This window comes from Haloarcula sp. Atlit-7R (assembly GCF_003666065.1).
In the GTDB taxonomy this organism is placed as follows: Archaea; Halobacteriota; Halobacteria; order Halobacteriales; family Haloarculaceae; genus Haloarcula; species Haloarcula taiwanensis.
The window spans coordinates 272,108-296,354 of the sequence record NZ_QXIK01000002.1 but is presented as its reverse complement, the minus strand read 5'-3'; the positions used below and the strand labels follow the sequence as shown (position 1 = coordinate 296,354).

At 64.2% G+C, this 24,247-nt stretch carries 23 protein-coding genes; 11 read left to right on the top strand and 12 right to left on the bottom strand.

What is annotated here, in order from left to right:
- Window positions 1–71: 71 nt before the first annotated feature.
- The 5 genes from D3D01_RS05505 to D3D01_RS05485 all read right to left on the bottom strand — a co-directional run bounded on the left by D3D01_RS05505 (window position 72) and on the right by D3D01_RS05485 (window position 3,944).
- The gene (locus D3D01_RS05505) at window positions 72–470 is read right to left on the bottom strand and encodes a diol dehydratase small subunit (RefSeq protein WP_121511506.1); all 399 of its coding nucleotides are present in this window, start codon (window positions 468–470) and stop codon (window positions 72–74) included.
- A gap of 2 nt (window positions 471–472) precedes the next feature.
- Complete coding sequence (locus tag D3D01_RS05500) at window positions 473–1,045, bottom strand: propanediol/glycerol family dehydratase medium subunit (protein ID WP_121511505.1); 573 nt, start codon at window positions 1,043–1,045, stop codon at window positions 473–475.
- Between the two features lie 2 nt (window positions 1,046–1,047).
- Window positions 1,048–2,775, bottom strand: coding sequence for a propanediol/glycerol family dehydratase large subunit (locus D3D01_RS05495; RefSeq protein ID WP_121511504.1), 1,728 nt, complete (start codon window positions 2,773–2,775; stop codon window positions 1,048–1,050).
- A gap of 233 nt (window positions 2,776–3,008) precedes the next feature.
- Complete coding sequence (locus tag D3D01_RS05490) at window positions 3,009–3,419, bottom strand: heme-binding protein (RefSeq protein WP_121511503.1); 411 nt, start codon at window positions 3,417–3,419, stop codon at window positions 3,009–3,011.
- Window positions 3,420–3,518: 99 nt separating this feature from the next.
- A complete protein-coding gene (locus tag D3D01_RS05485) occupies window positions 3,519–3,944 on the bottom strand; it encodes an OsmC family protein (RefSeq protein WP_121511502.1) in 426 nt (141 codons plus the stop codon).
- A 126-nt stretch (window positions 3,945–4,070) separates the two neighbouring features.
- Here D3D01_RS05485 and D3D01_RS23410 point away from each other — a divergent pair, with 126 nt between their 5' ends.
- On the top strand, window positions 4,071–4,907 hold the full coding sequence (locus D3D01_RS23410; RefSeq protein ID WP_147439899.1) for a universal stress protein: 837 nt from the start codon (window positions 4,071–4,073) through the stop codon (window positions 4,905–4,907).
- A 31-nt stretch (window positions 4,908–4,938) separates the two neighbouring features.
- Here D3D01_RS23410 and D3D01_RS05475 read toward each other — a convergent pair whose 3' ends face one another.
- Entirely contained in the window at window positions 4,939–5,730 is a 792-nt protein-coding gene (locus tag D3D01_RS05475) for a CbiX/SirB N-terminal domain-containing protein (RefSeq protein ID WP_121511501.1), read from the bottom strand.
- A 225-nt stretch (window positions 5,731–5,955) separates the two neighbouring features.
- Here D3D01_RS05475 and D3D01_RS05470 point away from each other — a divergent pair, with 225 nt between their 5' ends.
- The 8 genes from D3D01_RS05470 to D3D01_RS05440 all read left to right on the top strand — a co-directional run bounded on the left by D3D01_RS05470 (window position 5,956) and on the right by D3D01_RS05440 (window position 13,764).
- A complete protein-coding gene (locus D3D01_RS05470) occupies window positions 5,956–7,851 on the top strand; it encodes a diol dehydratase reactivase subunit alpha (RefSeq protein WP_121511500.1) in 1,896 nt (631 codons plus the stop codon).
- A 112-nt stretch (window positions 7,852–7,963) separates the two neighbouring features.
- Window positions 7,964–8,335 carry a glycerol dehydratase reactivase beta/small subunit family protein gene (locus tag D3D01_RS05465; RefSeq protein ID WP_121511499.1) on the top strand — a complete coding sequence of 124 codons (372 nt, stop codon included), beginning with the start codon at window positions 7,964–7,966 and terminating at the stop codon, window positions 8,333–8,335.
- Between the two features lie 54 nt (window positions 8,336–8,389).
- Window positions 8,390–8,560: a hypothetical protein gene (locus D3D01_RS23650; RefSeq protein ID WP_158600442.1), complete on the top strand. Its 171-nt coding sequence runs from the start codon at window positions 8,390–8,392 to the stop codon at window positions 8,558–8,560.
- Window positions 8,561–8,567: 7 nt separating this feature from the next.
- Window positions 8,568–9,104 (top strand): cob(I)yrinic acid a,c-diamide adenosyltransferase, encoded by a 537-nt coding sequence (locus tag D3D01_RS05460; RefSeq protein ID WP_121511498.1) that lies wholly within the window; start codon window positions 8,568–8,570, stop codon window positions 9,102–9,104.
- Between the two features lie 102 nt (window positions 9,105–9,206).
- Window positions 9,207–10,148 (top strand): alpha/beta hydrolase, encoded by a 942-nt coding sequence (locus D3D01_RS05455; protein WP_121511497.1) that lies wholly within the window; start codon window positions 9,207–9,209, stop codon window positions 10,146–10,148.
- 108 nt (window positions 10,149–10,256) lie between these two features.
- Complete coding sequence (locus D3D01_RS05450) at window positions 10,257–11,069, top strand: SDR family NAD(P)-dependent oxidoreductase (protein ID WP_121511496.1); 813 nt, start codon at window positions 10,257–10,259, stop codon at window positions 11,067–11,069.
- A 97-nt stretch (window positions 11,070–11,166) separates the two neighbouring features.
- Window positions 11,167–12,564: an E3 binding domain-containing protein gene (locus D3D01_RS05445; protein ID WP_199725370.1), complete on the top strand. Its 1,398-nt coding sequence runs from the start codon at window positions 11,167–11,169 to the stop codon at window positions 12,562–12,564.
- Between the two features lie 120 nt (window positions 12,565–12,684).
- Window positions 12,685–13,764, top strand: a complete 1,080-nt coding sequence (locus D3D01_RS05440) for a 2,3-butanediol dehydrogenase (protein ID WP_121511495.1) — start codon at window positions 12,685–12,687, stop codon at window positions 13,762–13,764.
- 36 nt (window positions 13,765–13,800) lie between these two features.
- Here the strand turns inward: D3D01_RS05440 and D3D01_RS05435 are convergent, their stop codons facing one another.
- From D3D01_RS05435 to D3D01_RS05415, 5 genes are all read right to left on the bottom strand, one after another.
- The gene (locus D3D01_RS05435) at window positions 13,801–14,820 is read right to left on the bottom strand and encodes an NAD(+)/NADH kinase (protein ID WP_121511494.1); all 1,020 of its coding nucleotides are present in this window, start codon (window positions 14,818–14,820) and stop codon (window positions 13,801–13,803) included.
- Between the two features lie 4 nt (window positions 14,821–14,824).
- Entirely contained in the window at window positions 14,825–15,829 is a 1,005-nt protein-coding gene (locus D3D01_RS05430; protein WP_121511493.1) for an alpha-ketoacid dehydrogenase subunit beta, read from the bottom strand.
- On the bottom strand, window positions 15,826–16,872 hold the full coding sequence (locus D3D01_RS05425; RefSeq protein ID WP_121511492.1) for a thiamine pyrophosphate-dependent dehydrogenase E1 component subunit alpha: 1,047 nt from the start codon (window positions 16,870–16,872) through the stop codon (window positions 15,826–15,828). Before D3D01_RS05425 ends, D3D01_RS05430 begins: the two co-directional genes overlap by 4 nt.
- 97 nt (window positions 16,873–16,969) lie before the next feature.
- Window positions 16,970–17,395, bottom strand: a complete 426-nt coding sequence (locus tag D3D01_RS05420) for a hypothetical protein (RefSeq protein WP_147439898.1) — start codon at window positions 17,393–17,395, stop codon at window positions 16,970–16,972.
- Window positions 17,396–17,783: 388 nt separating this feature from the next.
- Complete coding sequence (locus tag D3D01_RS05415) at window positions 17,784–18,548, bottom strand: IclR family transcriptional regulator (protein WP_121511490.1); 765 nt, start codon at window positions 18,546–18,548, stop codon at window positions 17,784–17,786.
- Window positions 18,549–18,960: 412 nt separating this feature from the next.
- Here D3D01_RS05415 and aceB point away from each other — a divergent pair, with 412 nt between their 5' ends.
- Entirely contained in the window at window positions 18,961–20,268 is a 1,308-nt protein-coding gene (aceB, locus tag D3D01_RS05410; protein ID WP_121511489.1) for a malate synthase AceB, read from the top strand.
- A gap of 43 nt (window positions 20,269–20,311) precedes the next feature.
- On the opposite strand, the gene D3D01_RS05405 is transcribed toward aceB, so the two are convergent.
- A complete protein-coding gene (locus D3D01_RS05405) occupies window positions 20,312–20,692 on the bottom strand; it encodes a VOC family protein (RefSeq protein ID WP_121511488.1) in 381 nt (126 codons plus the stop codon).
- A 102-nt stretch (window positions 20,693–20,794) separates the two neighbouring features.
- Here D3D01_RS05405 and D3D01_RS05400 point away from each other — a divergent pair, with 102 nt between their 5' ends.
- Entirely contained in the window at window positions 20,795–23,845 is a 3,051-nt protein-coding gene (locus D3D01_RS05400) for an FAD-binding and (Fe-S)-binding domain-containing protein (RefSeq protein ID WP_121511487.1), read from the top strand.
- Window positions 23,846–24,247 lie beyond the last annotated feature (402 nt).

The following is a 24,247-nucleotide window of genomic DNA, read 5'->3' as shown; positions in this document are numbered from 1 at the left end:
GACTGTCGTGTCAGTACCGGTGTGGCCGAGCCGAGGTCGCCGAACACCGGGAGACAGCGACACACCCCGTATCAGACGAGACCTCGCGCCTCGTACACTTCGGCGGCTTCGCGGACGTGCTCGGCGTTGATCTCCGCACCGTACTCGTTTTCCAGTTCGTCGGCGATCTCCTGCAGCGTCTCCTTGTCGGCCCCGCTCGGTCGCAGTGCGTTGTATATCTCGAGAATGCGGTCGTCCGGGACTTCGGTCAGTTCGGCCGCCCGCCGGAAGTTCCGCGCGACCTGGGGTCGCCCCTCCTGTTCAGCGATCTGTGCCTGTTTCTCCAGCGTCTCCGGCGAGATGACGAGCTCTTCGCCGTCGATCTCACCTTCGACGACCTTCTCCAGTGTGATCTCCGAAAGTTTCGTTCCCTCGGGCGTTTCGACGTCGTCCGGATTGTCTGCCAGTGGGTAGTGAATGTCGTCGCTCATTGTTACTCGAAGGCGACCTCCATCTCCATCGGGTCTTTGTCTTCGTTCTTGTACCCCATCTCCTTGATATGCCACAGCGCCGCGAGCGCCTGGTATTTCGGTCGGGCCATTGGGTCGTTGGCGACTGGGACCGGTTCGGGCGTCTCGCCTTTGGCGTACAGCGCCGCGTTCTTGCCGATTGCGCGGTACGTTTTGAGGTCGATCAGCGGGGCCTGGGGGAACAGCTCTAGGTTGCTGAGCGGGACGAGGTCCTCCTGATGGATGAGCGTCGTCCCGCGCGTCTGAATGCCGATAGAGATGCCCGACCCGGAGAGCTTCGCGCCCCTGAGGCCGATGACACCGAGGTCGAGGTTGTCAGTGAAGCGTACCACACGGGCCGTGAGCCCCTCTTCTTCGATGCCGGCCATCATCTCTCGGAGGATCTCGGCGAGTTTGACGCCCGCCAGCGTCTCGTCTTTCATCTCGTTGAACCCCGCGCTGATCGAGATGACGACCTCGTCCGTGTCCGTGCCCTCCTCGGCGACGCCTTTCTCTGACAGGACCAGTGTCCGCTCCTGCTGTTGTGCTTGTGCCATCGTCAGATGTCCTCCGGGTTGACCGCGAACCGAACCTGTTTCTTTTCCTCCCAGTCCTCACCTTCGAGGCGGTGACCCGTCCCGGGACCCTGGTAATCATTGGGGTCGTTGACGGCGCTGACGACGTCGAAGTCGCCGTCGCCCTCGAAGATGCCCGAGGTCTGGATGTAGTCGCCAGCGACGCGGCCCTTGAGGATGCCGAGCAGGTTCTCGGCGATCTCCTCGAAGCCGTTGTCGGCCAGTATCTTCACCAGTTCCGCCCCGTTGAGGCCTTCCTCCATCATCTCCTCGGCGGCTTTGATGTCCTCGGCCGTGCTGCGCTCGGGCATGTCCTTGCTGCCGTCGGCGTAGACGGCGGCCTCGACCTCCTCGTCGGAGATGGGCGGGAACCCGAGTTCCTCGAAGACGGACTGGACGGCCTTGGCGGCCCGCTCGCGGTACTCAAGAACCGTGTCCTCGTCGACGGGTTTCGTGCCGCCCTCGACCTGCAGGTCCCGCTGCATGATGTTGTACTCGTCGAAGTCGTATGAGTCGAACGTCGACCCGGCGAACATGTTGTCGTAGTTTGGGACGGCGCTGTAGCCCGAGAAGATGAAGTCCGTGCCGGCGAGGAACTGCGGCATCATCCGGGCGGTGCGGCGCTTGTCCGAGTGGGTGAACGTCTGGTCGTTCCCGGAGGCGACTTCGAGGTCGGCCATCATCGTGATGAGGTTCTCGGCGGCGACCTCCTTGACGCCGGCCGGGACGGACGTCGGGATGGCGATACAGCTGATACCGCCGTTCTGGAGGCCCTGGACGCCACAACCTTTCGTGACGAGGATACACCGGCTCTCCAGATACAGCATCGACTTGCCTTCCGCCTGGCCCATGTTGAGTTCCGACCCGGCCCCCGACGTGTACCGCATCTTCAGGCCGCGGGAGGCGTACCCGGAGGCGAGGAACGCCTTGGACCACGGCGTGTCGTCGCCGTCCTTGAACACATCTTCGGTGCCATAGACGGAGACGGTCTCCGCGTAGCCGGTCATCCCGCGCATCCCGAGTTCGAGTTCGGTCGCCTCCTCAACGGCACACTGCGTGATGACGCCGCCGCGACCGCACTGGGCCCCGATCTGCTGGGCGAGGGCGGTCAGCGGGGCCATCCGGGCGACCCCGACCGTGTTCTCGATCTCGTAGAACCCCCGGAGCGCGGCCTCCGCGGCGTCCGCGGCGATCTGTGCCACGTTGTCCTCGACGCTGGTGACGTGGCACTGGTTGCCCGGTGTCTGGCGCGTCCGCATCTTCTTCATCGCCATGATGATCTCGGCGGTGTCGAGGTGGTTGACGACCGCCGACAACTTGGCCGGCGTCATCGCGGTCGTCAGTTCGACGATGTCCTCGCGCGGTACGTTGATGTCGACGAGGTCGCGGGCGACCTGTTCGGAATCAGTCGACATCGCCTCCTCGGCCTTGTCGACGTTGATCGCGTAATCGGCGATGAACCGGTCGATGAAGTCGAACTCCTCGCGGTCTTTCCCGTCCATCTCGACGATTTTCCCGTCCTCGACAGTTACGCTCGGATCGGGGTCGTTCGGACTCTCCATCGCGACGAATCCGACCTCCGGCCACTCGTTCACGAACCCGTCTTCTGTGACAGCCCGTTCGTCCAGCGCCTCGAAGCGTTTCGACCGCTTCGGCGCTGTCTCCTCGAGTTCGCCTGAGCCATCGGCTACAGGCTTGTCATCATCTGTCATACACATACCTCATTGGAGTGTCAGGTTATATAATTTTGCGTTTTTATTATTCTCGAATATAAAGAAAATATAAATAAGGCAATTATAGTTGTATTACAGGTCTGGGACGAAGCTATCCGTCAGTACCAGTAAAAAATAGCTATCCGCGCTGGAAAGCTGCCAAGTCGCCGACCGGGCTTGTAGGCATGTCGGGAGGCCGTATTGTTTCTGTCGCCGACGACGCACAGCCGGTCTCAGCCTTCGAAGGCGTCGACACCGGCCTGTGCGACCTCCATGTCCTCCTCGGCACTGCCGCCCGAGACACCGACGCCGCCGACGACGGTGCCATCGGCGTCCTCCAGCGGGTAACCACCCCCGAAGGTGACGATGCGGCCGTCGTTTGTCGTTCCCAGTCCATACAGCGATTCGCCGGGCTGTGAGACTTCGTGAATTGTCTTCGTATCCAGTTTCAGCGACACCGACGAGTAGGCCTTGTTCTGCGCGATGTCGATGCTTGCCAGGAGCGCGCCGTCCATCCGGTGGAAGCCGACGAGGTTCGCCCCGTCGTCCATCACCGCAATGCACATCGGAACGTCTATCTCCTCGGCTTTCTCCTCTGCCGCTGCGATAATCGTCTTTGCAACGTCGAGTGTTACCGCTGTCATAGTGAAGTCCGTCCGCACCGTCGTCGTGACAGAAAATAAAACTATCCCCCCAGTTAGGAGTTCTTCCTTCGAGCGGAGCTTTTCGCTGCCCACGCGCACTCACCCCGAGATGACCTCGTGCTCGACCGAGACCGGGAAGTTGACGGACTGGAGGATGAAACAGTGCTCCCGGGTCCGCTCCAGCAGCACCTCGGCTTTCCTGTCAGGCGACTCGACCTGTAGTTCAACCGTGAGGTCGAATGAGTCAACGGCGGTCGAACCGTCGTCGGGCCGCAGGCGGAGCGTCCCGTCGGCGTTCACCTCCTGAAACGAGAAATCGGAGTTGTCGGCCATAACGGTGAACGTGGCGACGTAGCAGTTCGTGAGCGCGATGGCGTAGTAGTTCTCGGGAGCCGGCCCGTCGAATGTCCCGCCGAACTCCTGCGGGATGCCAACCTCGAACTGCCCACGGGACTCGGTCGTCCAGCGGTCGGTGTCGTCCGTCGCAGTGGCCTGTGCGTGGTAGTCTTCCGAGTACTCGACCATACAGTGACTGATGACTGGACGGAAAAAAGCGTATGCACGGCAGGGCGACCATCTCCCCAGTTCGAGTGTCGGCCCTCAGGCCACTGCCGCCAACGGTATATAGAAGCGGTGTGTTATTGTCACCCAGTGACATACAACCGGGTGCTCGTTCTGATCGGGGACGAGGCAGTCGCAGCGCGAAACGCCGAGGTCGGCATCGCGCTCGCGGAGCGGCTGGACGCCGCCGTCCACCTCCTGCGTGTCGTCGAAACACAGTCGTCCCGCCTCTCGCTAGGTTCGGACGCACCGACCGTCGCGACCAAGCAGGCAGTTCCGCCGGAGGTCGAGAAATTGATCACGGAGGCAGCGGTGGACGGCAGGATACACACCGCCGAGGGACCCCGACAGGAGCAGGTCCTGCGCTACGCGACCGAACAGGACATCGACCTCGTCCTGATCCGGCCACAGGCGAGCACCAGGGCGTTCGACAGCCTCGTCGACGGCGTGGGGCGGGCGGCCGATATCCCGATTCTCGCAGTTCCCGACGACAAGACGCAGATACAGTTCGAGCAGTTGGTCGTGCCCAACCTGGAGACGGTCCCGAGCGAAGCAGCGACCGAGCACGCTGTGGCGGTCGCCGAGGCGCACGGAACAACAGTGCGCGTCGTCACCGTCATCGACCTCCAGCGGGCGGCCGGGCCGTTCAACGCCGGCGGTGTCTCCGAGGAGTTCATCGAGCGCAAGGAACGGGAACTGCGGTCCCCAGTCGAAGCCGTGGGCGACCCGGGCGGCGACCTGACGTTCGAAACGCTCACCGCACTCAGCCGGCCAGAGGAGACACTCGACGAGTACGTCGCCGATGCCGGCGCGGACGCCCTGGTCGTCGGCCACGACAAGACCCCCCCGCTGGTCGGGCGACTCCGTCCGACTGGGGTCACTCGCATTCGGCAGACGGTCGACGTGCCGGTACTGGTCGTTCCGTAGAGACGACCCGACACTGGCACGGGACCCGGACTCAGTCCGATGGTCCCCTGCCGTCAGTCACGACCGGACGGGCCGGAACCGCAGGGGGACGGCTGACGCGGTCCGCACTGTGCTCGTCCGATAGCTGTTCGAGGGCACGGTGTCTCACTACTTCGGCGTGAATCGCGTCGGTGAGGGCTTCGTGTGCGCCGATAGGTGCAGCGTAGTCGATGCCATCGCGGTCGATATCGAGTTTCTCCGGGACGGTTTCCGCCGTGACGGGCGACGGTGCGACGAACACCGGCACCGCGACCACCGCCTCGTTCGAGACGTTGTACCGCGCACACTCGACGACAGGGTCCTGAAGGACGTAACACGACCGCACCTCGTCGTAGGCCGTCCGGTCCCGCAGTCGTTGTTCGTGGTATTCGACCGTCCGCCGCTGGTCCGACAGGGACCCGCTACCGAGGCCGACGAGGAGCAGCGAGGTCTCCGACGGACGGTCGGCGTGTTCGTCCGCGCGCTCCGTGATGATGTCGGTGAGTGCCGGACTGTGGCCGATGGGGTCACAGAGTGACACCGCAGCGCCCCACCGCCGAGCAATCGTGGAGATCACGTGCCTCGTCTCGTTCGTGTACGCAACCGTGAGTGGCACCACCAGCACCGGTCCGTCCGCGCGCTCGGGTGTGGTGTCCGCGACAGTTTCGTCCCACGTCTCGTCGTACGTCTCGACCCGCACCGTGGCTGCGGCGTTCCGGTCGCGCAGACGCGCCGCGTGTGTCTGAATCGGCTGTGGCGATTCCGCCGTCTGCCGACCGACGAGTAGCAGTGTTCCGGGTGTCATGGTGTGGCTCGCTGTGTAAATTCTTTTGTGTTACTACAAGCTCGGTTGTCTTCGTGTCGTGCGTGAGCAAGTGTCAAATAGATTTCGGTCAGCGAGCCGGTTCCCCGTCGGCGACCGGCGACCGGAATTACGACATACCGCGGGACAGCGGGCCGCAGACGCCTCTCCGCGTGTCGCCGTCAGCGCTGGGGAAAGCTATTTGATATTTCCCTCGATAGCAGGGGTATGGCGTATCTCGCAGGTGTCGATATCGGTAATTCCAGTACGGAGGTCGCGCTGTTGCGCCAGCGGGACGGGCATCGCCCGGAGTTCTGTGCCAGTGCCCTCTACAGGACGACCGGGCTGAAAGGGACGAAAAAGAACGTCCCGGGCGTGGTAAGTGCGCTCTCCCGGGCCGCGACTGACGCGGACATCGACGTGGACGATATCGAGACGGTGCTTCTCAACGAAGCCGCACCTGTCATCGGCGACGTGGCGATGGAGACGATCACCGAGACCGTCATCACGGAGTCGACGATGATCGGCCACGACCCGTCGACGCCGGGCGGCGTCGGTCTCGGGAAAGGGACGGGCATCGAAATAACGGCGGCGATGGACGATCACGACCCCGGCGAGCCCGTCGTTTTCCTGGTGCCCGAAACGGTCGATTTCGCCGTCGCCGCCGAAATCATCAACGAATGGTCGGCGGCGGGTTATGAAGTCGCCGGCGCTATCGTCCAGCGGGACGACGCCGTTCTCATTCACAATCGGATCGACATCGACATTCCGATTATCGACGAGGTGTCTGATCTGGGGAAGGTCCCGCGGGGTCAGCCCACAGCCGTGGAGGTCGCGCCCGAAGCGACGGGACGAACCATCGACGAACTGTCGAACCCCTACGGCATCGCGACTGTGTTCGACCTCTCCTCCGAGGAGACCCAGAAGATAATCCCTGTCGCTCGTGCCCTCGTGGGGAATAAATCTGCAGTGGTGATCAAGACGCCGGCAGGCGACGTCGAGGAGCGGACGATACCCGCCGGCGAACTCCGTATTATCGACGAGCGCGGGAACACGACCGAGGTGCCGGTCGACGAAGGAGCGGACGTCATCATGGACGCGGTGATGGACAGCTGGCCGGTGTCAGACGTTCAGGGGGAGAGCGGGTCGAACATCGGCGGCATGCTGAACCGGGCGCGGAGCCAGATGGCCGAAGTCACCGGCCAGCCGGTCGACGCCATCGAGATCCGGGACATCATGGCGGTCGACACGCTCGTCCCGCAGAAGGTCGAGGGCGGCGTGGCCGACGAACACAGCATGGAGAGCGCCGTCGCCCTGGCCGCGATGGTGAAGACCCAGCAGCTCCCGATGCAACAGATCGCGGACGGCATCGAGGACGAAATCGGCGCAGAGGTCGTCATCCAGGGCGTCGAGGCGAACATGGCGGTGCTGGGCTCGCTCACGACACCGGGGACGGACCACCCGCTCGCGATCCTCGACATGGGCGGCGGGTCGACCGACGCGGCGTACATGGACGAGGACAAGGAAATCGATTCGATCCACCTCTCGGGTGCCGGCGACCTGGTCACGATGCTCATCGACTCCGAACTCGGACTGGACGACCGCGACCTGGCGGAGGCGATCAAGAAGTACCCCTCGGCGAAGGTCCAGTCCCTCTACAGCATCCGCGAGGAAGACGGAACGGTCAACTTCTTCGACGATCCCGTCGACCCGAGCCTCTACGGCCGGACGGTCGTCCTCGAAGACGGCGGGAGCATGCGGCCGGTGCCGGTCGACAAATCCCCGGAGGAGATACGCCGCGTCCGGCGGCGGGCCAAACGGAACGTGTTCGTCGAGAACGCCGAGCGCGCGCTCAACATCATCACACCGACGGAGAGCATCCGACGGCTGCCGTTCGTCGTTATGACCGGCCGCTCCGCGCTCGATTTCGAAATTCCGGAGATGATCTCCGACGCGATGGCCGAGTACGGCATCGTCTGTGGCCGGGCGAACGTCCGCGGTGAGATGGGGCCGCGGAACGCCGTCGCGACCGGACTCGTGCTGTCACACGTCGGCGGCGAGGGCTATCTGGACCTAGAGATCCCGTCCGGGCTCTCGACGTCGCTGGAACGGTCCACGGTCTGACACCGCGGCCGTCGTGGGGCCGACACAGCGACACGAACTGTGGCGGGACAGCGTTCGCAAATACGAAACTGCGCCACCCGATTTTATAGTTGTGAGTGTAGAACAGAGACGTATGAGTGGCTGCCGCGGCCCAGTCGACCAGAACGACCAGATCCCGCGCGTGTTCGTGTGGTGCATCGGCGAGGAGCTACCGGACCCAGTGGGGTACATCGAGTACGGCCTAGAAGAGGAGGGCGTCTCGTGGGCGGTCCAATCGGGCTTCGACGGCGACGGTGTCCCGGTCGCCTACGACGCCTCGGTCAGTTCGCCGCTGAAGATCGGTGTGAGCGTAACGCCAGACCGGCGGATCGTCGTCCACCACAGGCAACTGCCCGACGACGACCCGATGTTCGACATTCCCCACGTGACCACTGAGACCGCCCGGAAACTCGGCTCGAACGCCGCCCGGCTCGCGAAGGGGACGCCGCTCAAAACGGTCGCCTGACGGGCCGGGACGGAGACAGTATTTTTTGTCAGGGGGTCGCAACCGGGAGCGTGTATGGCACCGGAACACACGGCCTACATCGAGACGTTAGCACACGTGAACTGCGGCGCGTGTGACGGCTACTGGGGGCTGAGCGACATCACCAGAACAGACCTGACAGACCGTGACTGGACCTGCCCGCACTGCGGGACGGAGAACCGAATCGGCGAGCTCGTCGAGGAGTGACCTGAGTATGAAAATCTACACCCGACGCGGCGACGAAGGACAGACCGACCTGCGGGACATGAGCCGAGTCTCGAAGGGGAGTCCCCGTATCGAGGCGTACGGCAACGCGGACGAACTGAACTCGCTCATCGGGACGATCCGGCCGACGGGCTACGAGGAGATCGACGAGGACCTGGCAGCGGTGCAGAACCACCTCCACATCGTCCAGGCAGACTTCGCCAACCCGGATCCCGACCCCGACGATCCGGTCATCGAGGAGCGACACGTCGACCAGCTGGAGACGTGGATCGACGAGGCCTCGGCGGAGCTCGACCCGCTCGAATCGTTCGTCCTCCCCGGCGGGAGCGACGCCGGGGCGGCGCTCCATCACGCGCGCTCGGTCTGTCGGCGCGCCGAGCGGCGAGCAGTCGCGTTCCAGGCCGAGGCCGACGGGGTCAACGAGCAGGCGGTCGCCTATCTGAACCGGCTCTCGGACCTGCTGTTCACGCTGGCCCGGCTGGTCAACGAGCGAGAGAGCGTCGGCGAGGCGCACCCGACGTACTGACCGGCGATTCGTCACTCAGTTTCCGGGCAGCGACGAGCCGGCCGCTCGCCCCGTCCGGAGATAGAACTATACGTTCGTGCCGAGATAGCGTGGAACAGACCGATGGCGTCGACACTCGATCCGCAAGTGCAGGAGTACCTCCACGGGCTCTCGGAGCAGGGACTGCCGCCGCTGTACCGGTTGCCTCTGGCCGAGGCCCGCAAGACCTACCGCGACCTGAGCGTGCCCGACGAGCCGCCGGAGCCAGTCGACTCGGTCACGGACAGGACCATCCCCGGCCCGGACGGCGAGGTTCCGATCCGCATCTACCGGCCGACGACTGACGGACCGCGACCGGCTATCGCGTTCTTCCACGGCGGCGGCTGGATGCTCGGGGGCATCGAAACCCACGACGCGCTGTGTCGGGCTCTCACCAACGCGGCTGACTGCGTCGTCGTCGCTGTCGACTACCGGCTGGCTCCGGAACACCGGTTCCCCGACGGGCTGGAGGACTGCTACGCCGCGACGCAGTGGCTCGCAGCCAACGCCGAGGAGATCGGTGCGACGCCTGGCGCGCTGGCCGTCGCCGGGGACAGCGCCGGCGCGACGCTCGCACTCGGGGTCAGCCTCCTCGCCCGCGACAGGGGCGGCCCGTCCATCGACTACCAGGTGCTCGCGTATCCGCCCGCGGAGTTCTCCTTCGAGACGGACTCCTACGAAGAGAACGCACAGGGATACTTCCTGACGCGGAAGGACATGGAGCGGTTCTGGAACGGCTACGTCCGGAGCGAACTGGACGGCGATCATCCGTATGCCGCCCCGCTGCAGGCCGACCGACTGGACGGACTGCCGCCAACGTTCCTGCTCACCTGCGGATTCGACCCGCTCCGCGACGACGGCCGCGCGCTCGCGGACCGTCTCGACGCCGCGGGCGTCCCGACCCGCCACGTCCAGTACGACGACATGATCCACGGGTTCCTGACGATGCTTGCCGACCCGGAACTCGACCGTGCGCGGGAGGCCATCGACGAGATCGGCGACGCGGTTCGGTCGGAACTGGGGTGAGACGATCCGGAGTGTAACCCCGGCAGCAGTCGATACGCTGTCGTAGGCAGTCACGCCGCGAGTGCGTCACTATGTTTTATTGTAATAGTTGATAGACATTTTTGTGGGATGGTTGAACAAACCACACTAGACGGAGCTGTATCGATTGTGACGGGCGGGGCCGGCGACATCGGGGGCGGTATCGCCGCCGAGCTCGCGGCCGCGGGCAGCGACGTCGTCATCGCCGACGTGGACGTGATGGAATCGGCGTACAACCAGCGGTCGTCTACCGAGATGGCCGGTACCGAGCGCGCCCAGGATGTCGTCGACCGCGTCGAGTCCGAGGGCCAGCGCGCTCACGTCATCGACTGCGACGTGACGAAGGCAGACCAGGTCGAGGCGATGGTTGAGGAGGTCCTCGACGAGTTCGGCCGCATCGACGTCCTCGCGAACAACGCGGGCGTCATCACCGTCGCCCCGGTCGAGGAAATGGCCGAGGAGGAGTGGGACACGGTCATGGGCGTGAACATGAAGGGGATGTTCCTCACGGCCCGGGCCGCGGCCCCGCATCTCAGGGAAACGGAGGGTTCGATCGTCAACACCGCCTCAATCGCGGGGTCTATCGGGGCCGCCGGCCTCACCCACTACTGCGCGTCGAAACACGCCGTCCTCGGGTTTACCAAGTCGCTGTGTCTCGAACTCGCGCCGGACGTGACGGTCAACGCCATCTGTCCGGGCATCGTCGAGACGCCGATGTGGGAGGACGTGCTGACGCCAGAACTCGACGAATCCTACGAGGAGACCATCGACCGCACCATCCCGATGGGCCGGGACCAGACTCCCGAGGACATGGGTCGGACCGTCGTCTTCCTCGCGGAGAACCGGAACATCACCGGGCAGGCGGTGGTCGTCGACGGCGGCATCTTGCAGAACGTCATCTAGCGAACCGGCCCGCAGCGAACCCGACGGGGGCCGGCCGCTACGACGACCGGTCCCGCCACATGTTTTTTAGTAACCGCGCGGCGATAGGTAGCGTACCGTGTCATACATTGTCAAGATGCCGAAGCTCGGGCTGGAGATGGAACAGGGAACCGTGCTCGAATGGACCGTCAGGCAAGGCGATGAGGTCTCGGAGGGCGAGATGATCGCCGAAGTCGAGTCCGAGAAGAGCATCGGCGAAGTCGAGGCACGCGAGGACGGGACGCTCCGGCGCGTCTACGCCGAGGAGGGGGACGCTGTGCCGCCGGGAACGCCGATCGGCATCTTCGCAGCGCCGGACGCCGACATCGCCGACCTAGAGGCGGAAGCCGAGGCCGAACTGGAAGACGACGCCGAGACGGCTGAGAGCGAGGGCGAAACAGCCGCGACAAAGACGGCAGAAGCATCGGGAGCGGTCGCCGCGACTCCCGAAACGGCAGGGGGCGGCGGTGACGACGGGAGCCAGACGGGCGACACTGGAGGGAGCAGTGACGACGTGAAAGCCTCGCCGCGTGCCCAGAAGCGGGCCGAAGAACTGGGTGTGGATCTGACGACCGTCGAGGGGACCGGGTTCGACAGTGCGGTCACGGAAGACGACGTCGAAGCGGCCGCCGACGCGGCCGAGAGCGAACCGGCGGGCGAAGGCGACACAGAGGAAGTGAAAGCTTCACCGCGTGCGCAGAAGCGGGCCGAGGAGTTAGGCGTCGACCTGACCACCGTCGACGGGACCGGCTTTGAGGGTGCGATTACCGAAAGTGACGTCGAGGCCGCCGCCGAGGCGGAACCGCCCGTCAAGAGGGCCGAGCGACAGCGCGGTGGCGTGGAGTGGCTCTCGGCCGAACGGCCGGAACTGGACCGGTACGAACGGGTCACAGCCACCGCGGACCCTCCCGCCGGTGAGGCGCTGTTCGAGACGATGGAAGCGGTCCGGACGGCCTTCGAGCAACGCGTGACGATGACCGACGTGGCGCTCGTCCTCGCCTCGGCGACGCTCAGCGAACACGCCGTCATGAACGGCACGTTCACCGAGTCGACCCACCAGGTCGCGGAGCCACAGCACATCGCCCTCGTCGCCGACATCAACGGCTCGGTTTCGGGAGTCATCTCCGACGCGGCGAACAAGTCCCTCACCGAGATCGTCGACATCCGCCAGTCGGTCGACGGCGAGAGCGAGCCGTCCCACCAGGCCACCTTCACTGTCACGAACGCCGCCGAGACCGCCGGTAGCGGCCGGCTGATCAATCCGCCGGCCGTCGCGGCGCTGGAGATCGACCCGACCGGCGAGCGGGCCGTCCCGGGCGGGAACGGCGTTACTATCCAGCCGCTCGTGACTGCTAGCCTGACGTATGACACGCGCGCGATTGGTGCCGGGGAGGCGCAGGCGTTCCTCGACGGGTTCTTCGAGCGGGCGGCACGAGCGTCGGAACTCATTCTCGGGTCGTATCGCGGGCGGGAGTGAGTTCGTGGCGTGCGTCGCTGTCTCGGCGCTTCTACCGCAGACCGTCGGCGCCGATCACGCCGTGGCCGATCTATAAAAAGCTAGATATTCATATATAATGAAAAGAAATTGTAGAAAGCTATGCAAGCAGCAACCTATCACGGTCCGAAAGACATTCGGATCGAAGAGGTAGCCGAAGGGAGTGTAGACGCGGGAGAGGTTCGGATCGATATCGACTCGTGCGGGATCTGTGGATCGGATCTCCACGAGTACACCGCCGGCCCCATCTTCGTGCCGGAGGGAGAGCCACACCCAGTATCGGGAGAGAAAGCGCCGATCCGGATGGGACACGAGTACAGTGGCACAATCACTGAAGTGGGTGACGCAGTGACAGACCTGTCCGTCGGGGATGCCGTGGCTATCAATCCCATCCTCTACTGCGGCGAGTGCCGGCAGTGTCACGAGGGGAACTACCACATCTGCGACTCAATCGGTTTCATCGGTCTCTCCGGTGGGGACGGTGGGTTCGCCGAGAGCGCCGTCGTCGACGCTGAGCGGGCTGTCCCGCTGGGCGACGACGTGCCCGTCGAACACGGTGCGTTGGTCGAGCCGCTGAGCGTCGGCCTGCACGCGGTTCGCCGGTCGGAACTACAGGCCGGTGACGCGGTTGCCGTGTTCGGGAGCGGGCCGATCGGTCTCTCGGTGATCCAGTGCGCTCGCGCGGCCGGTGCGGGACGGATTTTCGTCTCCGAACCGCGCGACGCCAGGCGGAACCGGGCCGATGACTGCGGAGCGGATGAACTCATCGATCCGACGACGACTGACCCGGTCGAGTACATCCAGTCGCACACGGACGGCGGAGCCGACGTTACGTTCGAGGTCGCCGGCGTCGAACCCTCGTTCAACGCAGCAGTCGAGAGCACGGCCCCGAGTGGCCGGACGACTATCGTCAGTATCTGGGAGGAAGAGGTGAACACACATCCGAACACCCTCGTCCTCGGTGAGCGGACGGTGACTGGAACGCTCGCTTACCTCGGCGGACCGCGGTCGGGCGAGGAGTACGGAATGGTGATCGACATGCTCGCTGACGGCCGCCTGGACCCCGAACCGTTCATCACTGGCCGAATCGGCCTGGAAGAGATCGTCGAGGAAGGGTTCGACCGGCTCATTGACCCCGAGAGCGACCACGTCAAAATCCTGGTCAAACCCGACATGACGTAGCGGCTCCGACCACACCAAGGGGGAGATTTGGTCCCCTCAGGGGTTCTCGACTGTCGTCGCGTCCTGCAGCAGCGCTCCCGCGTCAGCCGCAGCACCCAGCGCGGCGTCGACGTCCACTAGTCGCGGCCCGTTGGCGACGGGCCGTATCTCCACCGTGGCGTCCACCAGTTCGAGTTCGCGCTCACCGTCCGCGCCGACGACGCCGTCTGTGACTTCGAACGTCGCCGGGTCGTCCCAGCCCAGTCGGTCGTGGCTTGCGACGCCGACTTCCGTGGTCATCCCCGGAGCGAGGATCGCCCGGACCGTCCGGGACGTGTCCGCGGGGTCACTCAGACGAAGCGCCGCGCCGCCCGGCTCGTCGGGGGCCAGCGACTCTAGGCACCCGGCGACGCAGCTGAGGCCGATTTCGGACGGGTGCGCCCGCGAGACGACGCCGCCCAGCAGTTCCGAGGGGTCGATGACGGCGCGGGTCCCCACGAACGGACGGTCCGTGATTTCGACGGCGGCCAGCCCGGTGAGCCGCTTCGTGCCGTTGACGTCGTCGGCCACTACTTCGATTTTCCCGTGTCGATAGGTGACGGAGTCGTCGGCGATGACGTCGCTCGCGACGACGGCCGCGGCCGCGCCGGCGGTCGTCCCGTCGACCGGCGTCGGAACGACGTTGTTCGTCCCGGTCGAAACGGAGACGAGCGGCACGTCGCCGAGTTCCATCGCCGCGTCGCGGGTCGTCCCGTCGCCGCCCAGCACGACCACCGCGTCGGCGTGCTCGCGGAAGTGGGCCGCCGCGCGCCGCGTGTCGGCCGCCGACTTCTCGACGGGCATGTCCACCTGTTCGATAGTGACGCCGTCGGGAGCCTCCGAAACCGCGTGGGCCGCGATACCGGCGTTGTCCGGCATGACCGCGACGCTCGGGGTGTCGGGAACGATGGTCAGGCCCGCCAGGACGCACTCGGCGACGCGGCGCTTGGCGTAGTTGTCGACGACGCTCGCGCCGCCGGTGAGGCGGCGGATGTCGCGACCGGCGGCCGGATTGACGACCAGGCCTACGCGAGCCACGTGTTCAGGTTATCCGCTCGATGGCGTGCTGGACCTCGTCCCCGTCGGGCAGGACCTCCTGTTCGAGCGGCGGGCTGAACGGCATGTGCGTGTCCGGCGTGCCGACCCGCTGGATCGGCGCGTCGAGGCTGAAGAAGGCCTCTTCCTGCGCTCTAGCGGCGACTTCGGCGTGGATGCCGTAGGAGAGCGGGCTCTCGTCGGCGACGACGAGGCGGCCCGTCTTCTCGACGCTCTCGACGATGGTGTCCGTGTCGAGCGGGTACAGCGACCGGGCGTCGATGACCTCGACGTCGACGTCGCCGTCCAGGGTCTCGGCCACGTCCAGCGACTCGCCGACGAGGCGCTGGGTTGCGACGACGGTTACGTCGTCGCCCTCCTGTTCGATGCTCGCCTCACCGATGGGGACGGTAAAGTCCTCGTCGGTCGGGACCGACCCCTTCTGCTCGTAGATCATCTTGTTCTCGAAGACGAACACGGGGTCGTCCGAGCGGATGGCGGCTTTGGTGAGCCCCTTCGCGCTGGCCGCCGTCCCGGGTGCGACCGCTTTCAGGCCGGGGAAGTGGGCGATCCAGGCGTGGACCGTGCCGGAGTGCTGGCTGGCGGCCCCCATGCCGCCGCCCTCGGTCGTCCGGACGGTGACGGGCATCTCCGTCTTCCCGCCGAACATGTAGCGCATCTTCGCCATCTGGTTCATGATCTGCTCCATCGAGACGCCCATGAAGTCGCTGAACATGAGTTCCACGACCGGTCGCGTGCCGGTCGCGGCCGCGCCCGTCGCAGCGCCCATGAACCCGGCCTCGGCGATGGGGGTGTCCCGAACGCGTTCCTCGCCGAACTCCTCGAAGAGGTCGCCGGTCACTTCGAGGACGCCACCGAACAGGCCGACGTCTTCGCCCATGATGTACACGTCCTCGTCGCGCTCCATCTCCTCACGGAGGGCCTGTCTGATGGCCTCCCGAACGGTCATCGTCTCAGTCTGTTCCGGATCGAGTTGCGCCTGTGCAGTCATCGTGTGTCACCTCCGCGCGTCCCCCCGTCGGCACGCGGGCGGGCCGCGAACTGTTCGATTTCGGGGACCGGTTCGCCGAACATGTCCTCGTAGGCCTCGGAGGGATCGGGCATGTCCGCGTCCTGTGCGTAGTCGACGGCGTCGGCGATGGCTTCCTCAACCTCGGACTGGAGCTCTTCGAACTCGGACTCGGTGAGTTCGCCACGGTCGATGAGCCGCTGTTTGAACGACTCGATGGCGTCGCGCTCCTGCCACTGCTCGATTTCATCTTTCGTGCGGTACGGCTGCTCGTCGCCCTCGTAGTGACCGCGGTAGCGATACGTCTCAGCCTCGATCAGCGTCGGCCCGTCGCCCGCCCGAGCGCGCTTCCGGGCCTCCTCGACGGCCTCGGCGACAGCGGTGACGTCCATACCGTCGACGGTGACGCCCGGAATGTCGTAGGCCTGGGCCGTGTCGCTGAGGTTCTCGACGTTGTGCTGTTTGTCGACCGGCGTGGCCTCGCCGTACTGGTTGTTCTCGACCAGGAAGACCGCCGGGAGGTCCCATGTCGAGGCCATGTTGATCGCCTCGTGGACCTGCCCCTGCGCGACGGCCCCGTCGCCGAGGAAGCCAAGGGCGACCTTGTCCAGGTCCTTGTAGTCGATGGTGAGCGCCGCACCGGTCGCCATGGGCGGGCCGGCACCGACGATGCCGTTCGCGCCGAGCATCCCCGAATCGACGTCGGCGATGTGCATCGAGCCCCCCTTGCCGTTGCAGTAGCCGTCCTGTTTGCCGAACAACTCGGCCATCATCAGCTCAGGGTCGAGCCCCTTCGCGATGCAGTGGCCGTGCCCCCGGTGCGTGCTGGCGATGTAGTCGTCCGGATCGAGCGCTGCACAGGCACCGACGCCGACCGCCTCCTCACCGATGTACAGGTGGACGAACCCCGGGATTTCCCCGTCTGCGAAGTACTCGCCTGCTGTCGTGTCGAACTCCCGTATCAGGAGCATCCGACGCAGGGCTTCGAGCCGTCCGTCGTCCGTGGCTAGTGTATAGTCTGCCATACTACGTTAACTGATGACAGTTAACACGATATTAGTAGTATCGATTATTATTTGGTAGTATCAGAAGTTAATATCCCTCGAAGGCGAATATGTAATGCTATCTGATAGAAACCGAGAGTAGTTCCTCGGGTGTCGGGTCCCGAAACCGGTACCGCGTCGGTGACCGTCGGACCGCGAACAGCTCCAAAACGACGACCAGTCGCCGGCCATCGCTGAGCGTTCCGCGACAGAGCGGACCCCGACTCGTGATGACAAGGTACGGCGGGGCTGGGATCGGTCTGCCCTGCACTGTGTCGTTTATCGCTGCCGTCCCAGTCTGTAGCATCCCAAGGAGGTCCGCGGTCAGCCCCTGCTCTCGAAGGAGGCGCTCCAGCGGCTCCGTCACTGCACCGGATTCCTGCACGTCGTCGGTCGGCCAGGCGGTGGCCACCGAGTGGCCGGCGTCGATAACCGACTGCAGGGTCTCGCGATGCGATTCGAGGAGCCGCGTTCGAATTGTCGACTCCAACTGTGTCACAGGCATGTATTGGGAGGGTGCATTCAAAAAGTACACCGTTCTGTCAGGAGTTGTCGACGCAAGCGAAATTTCGGCGTAGTATTATTTAATCCAGTGATATTATCTCCCTTTCCAGAGAGATATCGAAACGATACTCTCTCAACTGTCATCGATACCTGACAGAGCAGAGTATTTAATGAACTATAATCCACTATTTGTCGGCAGATATCAGGTATATGTGAAGAGATGGGCGCTGAAAAAACGGCTGCCCGTTCGAAGCCAGCAGGGGATACCACCACAGGTGGCGGGGTCTCGGCTATCGAATAACAACTGTACTGCTATTAGATTTAACCGGAGAACGGAGAGCCGTCCGGGATTGCTATCAGTTGATCTATCGATAAAACAACCAGTGCTGTCATTCGTGGGCCAGGTTGACCTCGATGACGTTGGCAGCCTGTTGTACCGTGTCGATGAGGTGCGCTTTGCGGCCCGGCGATTGCAACCGATTGATGGGTGCGGTGATACTGATAGCGGCCTCGCGTCGGTCGCCGGTATCGATGGGAACCCCGACACAGCCGGTTCCGTCGACCCGCTCCTCGGTGTCGTCGGCGACCCCCCGCTCTCGGATCGTCTCGAGCTCCGCGAACAGTGCCTCGCGGTCTGTGATGGTATTCTCCGTCTCGGCTGGCAGCCCGCGAGTCTCGATGATTTCCGCGACCCGGTCGTCGTCGAAACTCGACAGGAGCGCCTTGCCGATAGCGGTCTTGTGGAGGTGAATACGCTTCCCGAGGCGCGTATCGAGCGCGACCGCCTGGTCGCCGCTGGTCGTATGGATGTAGATGCCGTAGCCCTGCTCTTCTATCATCAGGTTCGCCAGTTCGCCGGTCTCGACGGCCATCCGCCTGACCTCGGGCTTTGCCACCTCGTAGATGCCGTCGTAACGCTGTGCGATGCCGCCAAACTCCAGCCACCGGAGCCCGATGCGGTACTCGCCGTCCCGTTCCACCACCAGGCCCTCGTCTTCCAGCGTCAGCAGGTGCTTGTATATCGTGCTCTTGGCCGACTCCAGCGAATCGGCGAGCTCCACCAGCGTGGCACTCCCGCCGAGTTCCTTGATACCCGAGAGTACCGCCAGCGAGGTCTGCGTCGCCCGGACCGAGTCCGTTTTTGCCCGTGTCATTAGTCACCAGTTCTTGGGCCGCTCGAATAAAATTGCCGTATCGGCTGTGAAAACCGCTCTGCGCTAGCTTCCGGGGCGACATATCTGGCGAGAGAGGCTCACCGCGTGTTTCGACCGGCAGAGTGATTCGAAAAGACGAAACGGAAAGTCGGGCGCGATGGCGCGATTCCAGCGGCCGAAGTTGCCAGGACTCCGCGACGTGGAGACCGAACGGCCACGAGATACCGACAGATCAGTGTGTGCCGCCGACTGTTGTGTCGTCCGGGCAGACAGCGCACCAATAGTTACCAGAAATATATATTTCGTAAATTCGAATACGGCGGAAGACGGTGGAATAACTGCGCTCGTTGATGTCTCGGTCGACAACGGACGGTAGATTTAACACGGTCCGTTTGGTTCTTTGAGACGAGTTATGAGTGTGACCCGACACTACGAGCGCGAGTTCGTCAGAACGTTCTTTACCTCGCCGACAGCGGTGGACGGCGAGAGCGATTCAGCCAAGATGCTCCGAAGCGCGGGCCAGCTCCGTGGCCTGCAGGCCCCGGATGTCTGGGTCCCGGACAACGAGGACGCGACGGCCCCGAACATGCGAGAAGAGGGCGTCGAGAACATCATCGACGTGGTCTCCGAACAGGGAGCCGACTTCCCCGGCGAGATACACCCGCGCGTCGTCTGGCACCGCGAGTCCCCGACGACCCGCTATCAGGGCTTCCAGCAGATGCTGGAGATAACAGACCCCGACAACGGTGCCGTCGAGCACATCGACGGCTTCGTCATTCCGGAGGTCGGCGATATCGACGACTGGAAGAAGGCCGACGAGTTCTTCACCATCATCGAGAACGAGCACGGGCTCGAAGAGGGGAGTCTCTCGATGTCGGTCATCGTCGAGAGCGGCGAGGCCGAGTTGGCGATGGGCGACCTACGGGACGAGATGGGCAAGCCCTCGAACAACCTCGAACGCATGTTCCTGCTGGTCGACGGCGAGGTCGACTACACGAAGGACATGCGCGCGATGACGCCCACCGGCGAACTGCCGCCGTGGCCGGAACTGCGCCACAACACCTCCCGGGGTGCCAGTGCCGCGGGCCTCATCGCCGTCGACGGTCCCTACGACGACATCCGCGACGTCGAAGGCTACCGCGAGCGAATGAAGGACAACCGCGCGAAGGGGATGACCGGCATCTGGTCGCTGACGCCGGGTCAAGTCGTGGAGGCGAACACGGCCCCGCTCCCGCCCAAGACCGGCAGCTGGCTGCTCGAAGCCGGCGGTCAGGAGGTCGAACTCGAACATGAGGACGGCAGGCAGGTGTACGACGGCGACGACCTCTCGCTGGAGCCGGACGGCGACGGCGGCTACGTCCTTCGGGCAGGCGGTGAGCGGCTGGAACTGGACGAGGATGAACTCACCGAGGAACTGCTCGACCGGACCGCATACATCCCCAGCATGAACGACATCGTCGACTCTATGGAGGAGTTCGAGGCCGCAAAGGAAGCCGGCAAGGGGGCCATCGCGATGACACAGGCCGCGACACTGGTCATCGACGGCGTCGAAGTCGAGGTCAGCAAGGACCGGATGTGGGACGAAGCGACCTATCAGGCCGCCCAGACGCCCATCACGCTGTTTCAAGATGTCTACGAGCACCGGCCGGACCAACACGAAGAACTAGAGGAGATGTACGGAGCCGACGTGGTCGAGCGGGCGACCGCCGTCGGGAACTGACGGGGCCGTTCCGTTTCGCCATTCGAAACGCCGCGGGCGCGGTTCAGTCTTCTAGCGGTTCGATGAGTTCGACGCGATGGCCGTCGGGGTCGGCCACGAAGGCCGTGTACGCGCCGGCTTCCGGCTGTGGCCCCGGCTCCTTGACGACTCCGTGGTGGTCAATGCGCTCGACCGTCGCGTCGACGTCGTCGACGCCGAGCGCGAGGTGGTCCCAGCCGTCTCCCATCTCGAAGCTCGTCTCGCCGTCCGTCTCCGAGAGCTGTAGTTCGACGCCGCTGTCGTCGGCCACGTAGTAGTTCGTCGTCTCGCCGTCCGGCGTCGTGAACTGCCAAGACTCCTCGAAGCCGAACTGTTCGTAGAAGGCAATCGATTCCGCCGCGTCGGCGACGTTCAGGCACATATGGAGCACGCTTGCACTGACCATACACCGCATCCGACGCCCCGGGGCAAATAGCTGGCGGGCTCCCCAGAATGAATTGTGACCGCATGCCACAGACTTTAATGATTATTACCCCTGAATGCTCGTATGGCGATTGAAAACGTCGAGGACACCTGGTCAGCACAGGAACTGGACCTGGATAGACCGGATGTCGACGCGTATCGAGACCTTACGGAAGCGCTCCGTTCGCGGGTCTCAGGTGGGGTTGAGTTCGACGAATACGCCCGGATTCTGTACGCAACGGACGGGAGCATCTACCGCGCCGAACCGGCCGGAGTCGTGTATCCGACGGGTATCGACGACGTGCGAGCGGCCGTCGACGTGGCGACGGCCCACGGCGTGCCGATACTCCCTCGCGGAACCGGGTCGTCGCTTGCCGGGCAAACCGTCGGCCCGGGCTGTGTCGTGCTGGACATGTCCCGGCACATGGACGAGATCATCGAGATTCGGCCTGGCGAGCAGACGGCGCGCATCCAGCCCGGTGTGGTGCAGGACGATCTGGACGACACGCTGGCCGAGTACGGCCTGAAGTTCGCCCCTGACCCGGCGTCGTCGAACCGGGCATCGGTCGGCGGCGGTATCGGGAACAACTCCACCGGCGCGCACTCCGTCAGATACGGCATCACCGACGCCTACACCGACGCGGTGAAGGCCGTTCTCTCGGACGGGTCGCTCATCCACGCCCGCGAGGTGGTCATCGACTCGCCGGAGTGGGACGACATCGTGAGCAAAGACGACCGTGAGGCCGACATCTACCGGACGGTCCGGAAAATCGTCGAAGAGAACACCGAGGAGATTGAAGAACGCTACCCAGATCTGAAACGGCGGGTGTCGGGCTACAACCTCGACCGCGTCATCTACGAGAACGACGACGGGGAGCTGGTCCTGAACCTCGCAAAGCTGTTCGTCGGGAGCGAGGGGACGCTGGGCGTCATCGTCGAGGCCGAACTCTCGCTGGTGACGGTCCCCGAGGAGACGGCGCTGGCGCTGTACTGCTTCGACACGCTCGGGGACGCGATGCGGGCCGTCCCGGTCGCGCTCGACTACGATGTCAGCGCGGTCGAGCTGATGGACGACGAGATGTTCAGGCTCGCAGCGGGGTCCGACGGCTACGCCGAGTACGTCGAGCCAATTCCCGACCGGGCGGCGGCCGCACTGATGCTCGAATACGACTCGGAACTGCACGACGACTTCGAGGCGGCCATCGCGCGGACCAACGAGCGGTTCCTCGATACCGGCGCGGCCTTCGACGTGGTCGAGGCCTACACCGACGAAGACCAGGCCGACCTCTGGAAGCTCCGGAAGGCGGCGATTCCGCTCCTGATGTCCATGGACGGCGACCCCAAGCCGTACCCGTTCATCGAGGACGCGACGGTCCCGCCAGCCGAACTGGCCGAGTACGTCGAGAAGTTCGAGGACGTGCTGGCCGACCACGACACCTCCGCCGCGTACTTCGCCCACGCCGGTTCCGGAACGCTCCATATCCGCCCGATTCTCAACCTGAAGGAGGAATCCGGCATCGAGGATATGCACTCTATCACCGACGACGTAACCGACCTCGTGCTGGAACACAAGGGGTCGTTCTCCGGCGAGCACGGCGACGGGATGGCCCGGACAGAGTTCACGCCGAAAATGTACGGCGAGACGCTCTGGGATGCGTTCAAGGAAGTCAAGACGGCGTTCGATCCACAGTGGTGGATGCACCCGGGTAACGTCGTCTACCGCGACGGGCCCGAAGACATCGGCCCCGACACCGACCGGGGCGTCGGCGCGGACATGCGCGAGAACCTCCGGTACGGCCCGGACTACCAGTCTCTGGAGCCACAGACGACGCTCGACTTCAAGGACGAGGGCGGTTTCTCACATCTGGTCGAACTGTGTAACGGCTGTGGCACCTGTCGACAGACCGACGGGGACGTGATGTGTCCCACCTACCGCGCCTCGGAGGAGGAGGTTCAGACGACGCGGGGCCGTGCGAACCTCCTCCGGTCGGCCATCAGCGGCGACCTTGACGAAGACGAGATTCACTCCGACCGGTTCCAGGAGGAAGTGCTCGACCTCTGTGTCGGCTGCAAGGGCTGCAAGAGCGACTGTCCGACCGGCGTCGACATGGCGAAACTCAAGACCGAACTGAAACACCAGCACCACCAAGAGGAGGGAACAAGCCTCCGGGAGCGCCTGTTCGCCAACATCGACACCGCCTCGAAGATCGGGTCGGCGCTGGCCCCGGTTTCGAACTGGGCGACAGACATCCCGGGGGCGCGAGTCGTCATGCAGAAACTGTTCGGCATCGCACCGGAGCGCGAACTCCCGACCTTCCGCCGGGAGACGCTGCAAGACTGGTTCGATGACCGCGGCGGCTCAACCGTCTCGCGGGCCGAGGCCGACCGGAAGGTCTTGCTGTTCCCCGACACGTACACGAACTACTCGTACCCGGCCGCCGGCAAGGCCGCCGTCGAAACCCTCGAAGCCGCGGGCGTCCACGTCGCCATCCCGGACGACACCGCGCCGTCGGGACGGGCGGCGTACTCCTCCGGGATGCTGGACCTGGCGCGGGAGCGCGCCGAGACGAACGCGAACCGGCTCGCGGAGCGCGTCGCCGATGGCTGGGACGTCGTGTTTGTTGAACCCTCTGACGCGGTGATGTTCCAGGACGAGTACCGCGACTTGCTCGACGGCCCCGATGTCTCGCAGGTGGCCGACAGCGCCTACGGCGTACTGGAGTACCTCGATACGTTCCGACTCGACGACGCGCTGCCGGTCGAGGACCGGTCGCTCGGGGCCGCCGGCGCGGTCAGCTACCACGGCCACTGCAACCAGAAGGGGACCAACAAGGACCACCACGCCGTCGGCGTCATGCGCCGGGTCGGCTACGAGGTCGACCCGCTGGACTCGACGTGCTGTGGCATGGCCGGGAGCTTCGGCTACCACGACGAGCACTACGACCTCTCGAAGACTATCGGGCGACTGCTGTTCGACAAGGTCGAGGAAAGCGACGGTGACCGCGTCGTTGCCCCGGGCGGGTCCTGTCGGTCGCAACTGGGTGACCGCGACGGCGTCAAGGAGATTCCACCCCATCCTATCGAAGTTGTCGCCGAGCGACTCCCGAACACGACGACAGCCGGACGGCCAGTGTGACAGGGTCAGCGACTGTTCGCGCCCTCTAGAAAAAAGGCCTGCTTGGCAGTGTCCGTGGCTTTCTATACACTCTGTGTCTGTCGATAATCAAGTTGCGTCTGTTGCGAAACTCCTTTTTATGCCATTGTTTGTATTCAGATTTTTATTTCTGATATTGCTTTCGGTCTTTTTAATTATATATGTCGCCAAATCACCTATAGTTTGCTGTATAAAACTATATTAGTGGCATATATGTAGACAGCCACGCAAAGGAATCGGTTCTCTCTGGGTGGAAATCAGTGCTCGTGCTTCTGCTCGCTTCCGGTTCCTGCGTCAGCTCGGATTGGCTCGTATTCCAATACGTTCATCATCCTGATACGCGGGGCCAGAGAAACGAACGTACAGTTGTTAGAAATTGTTTCA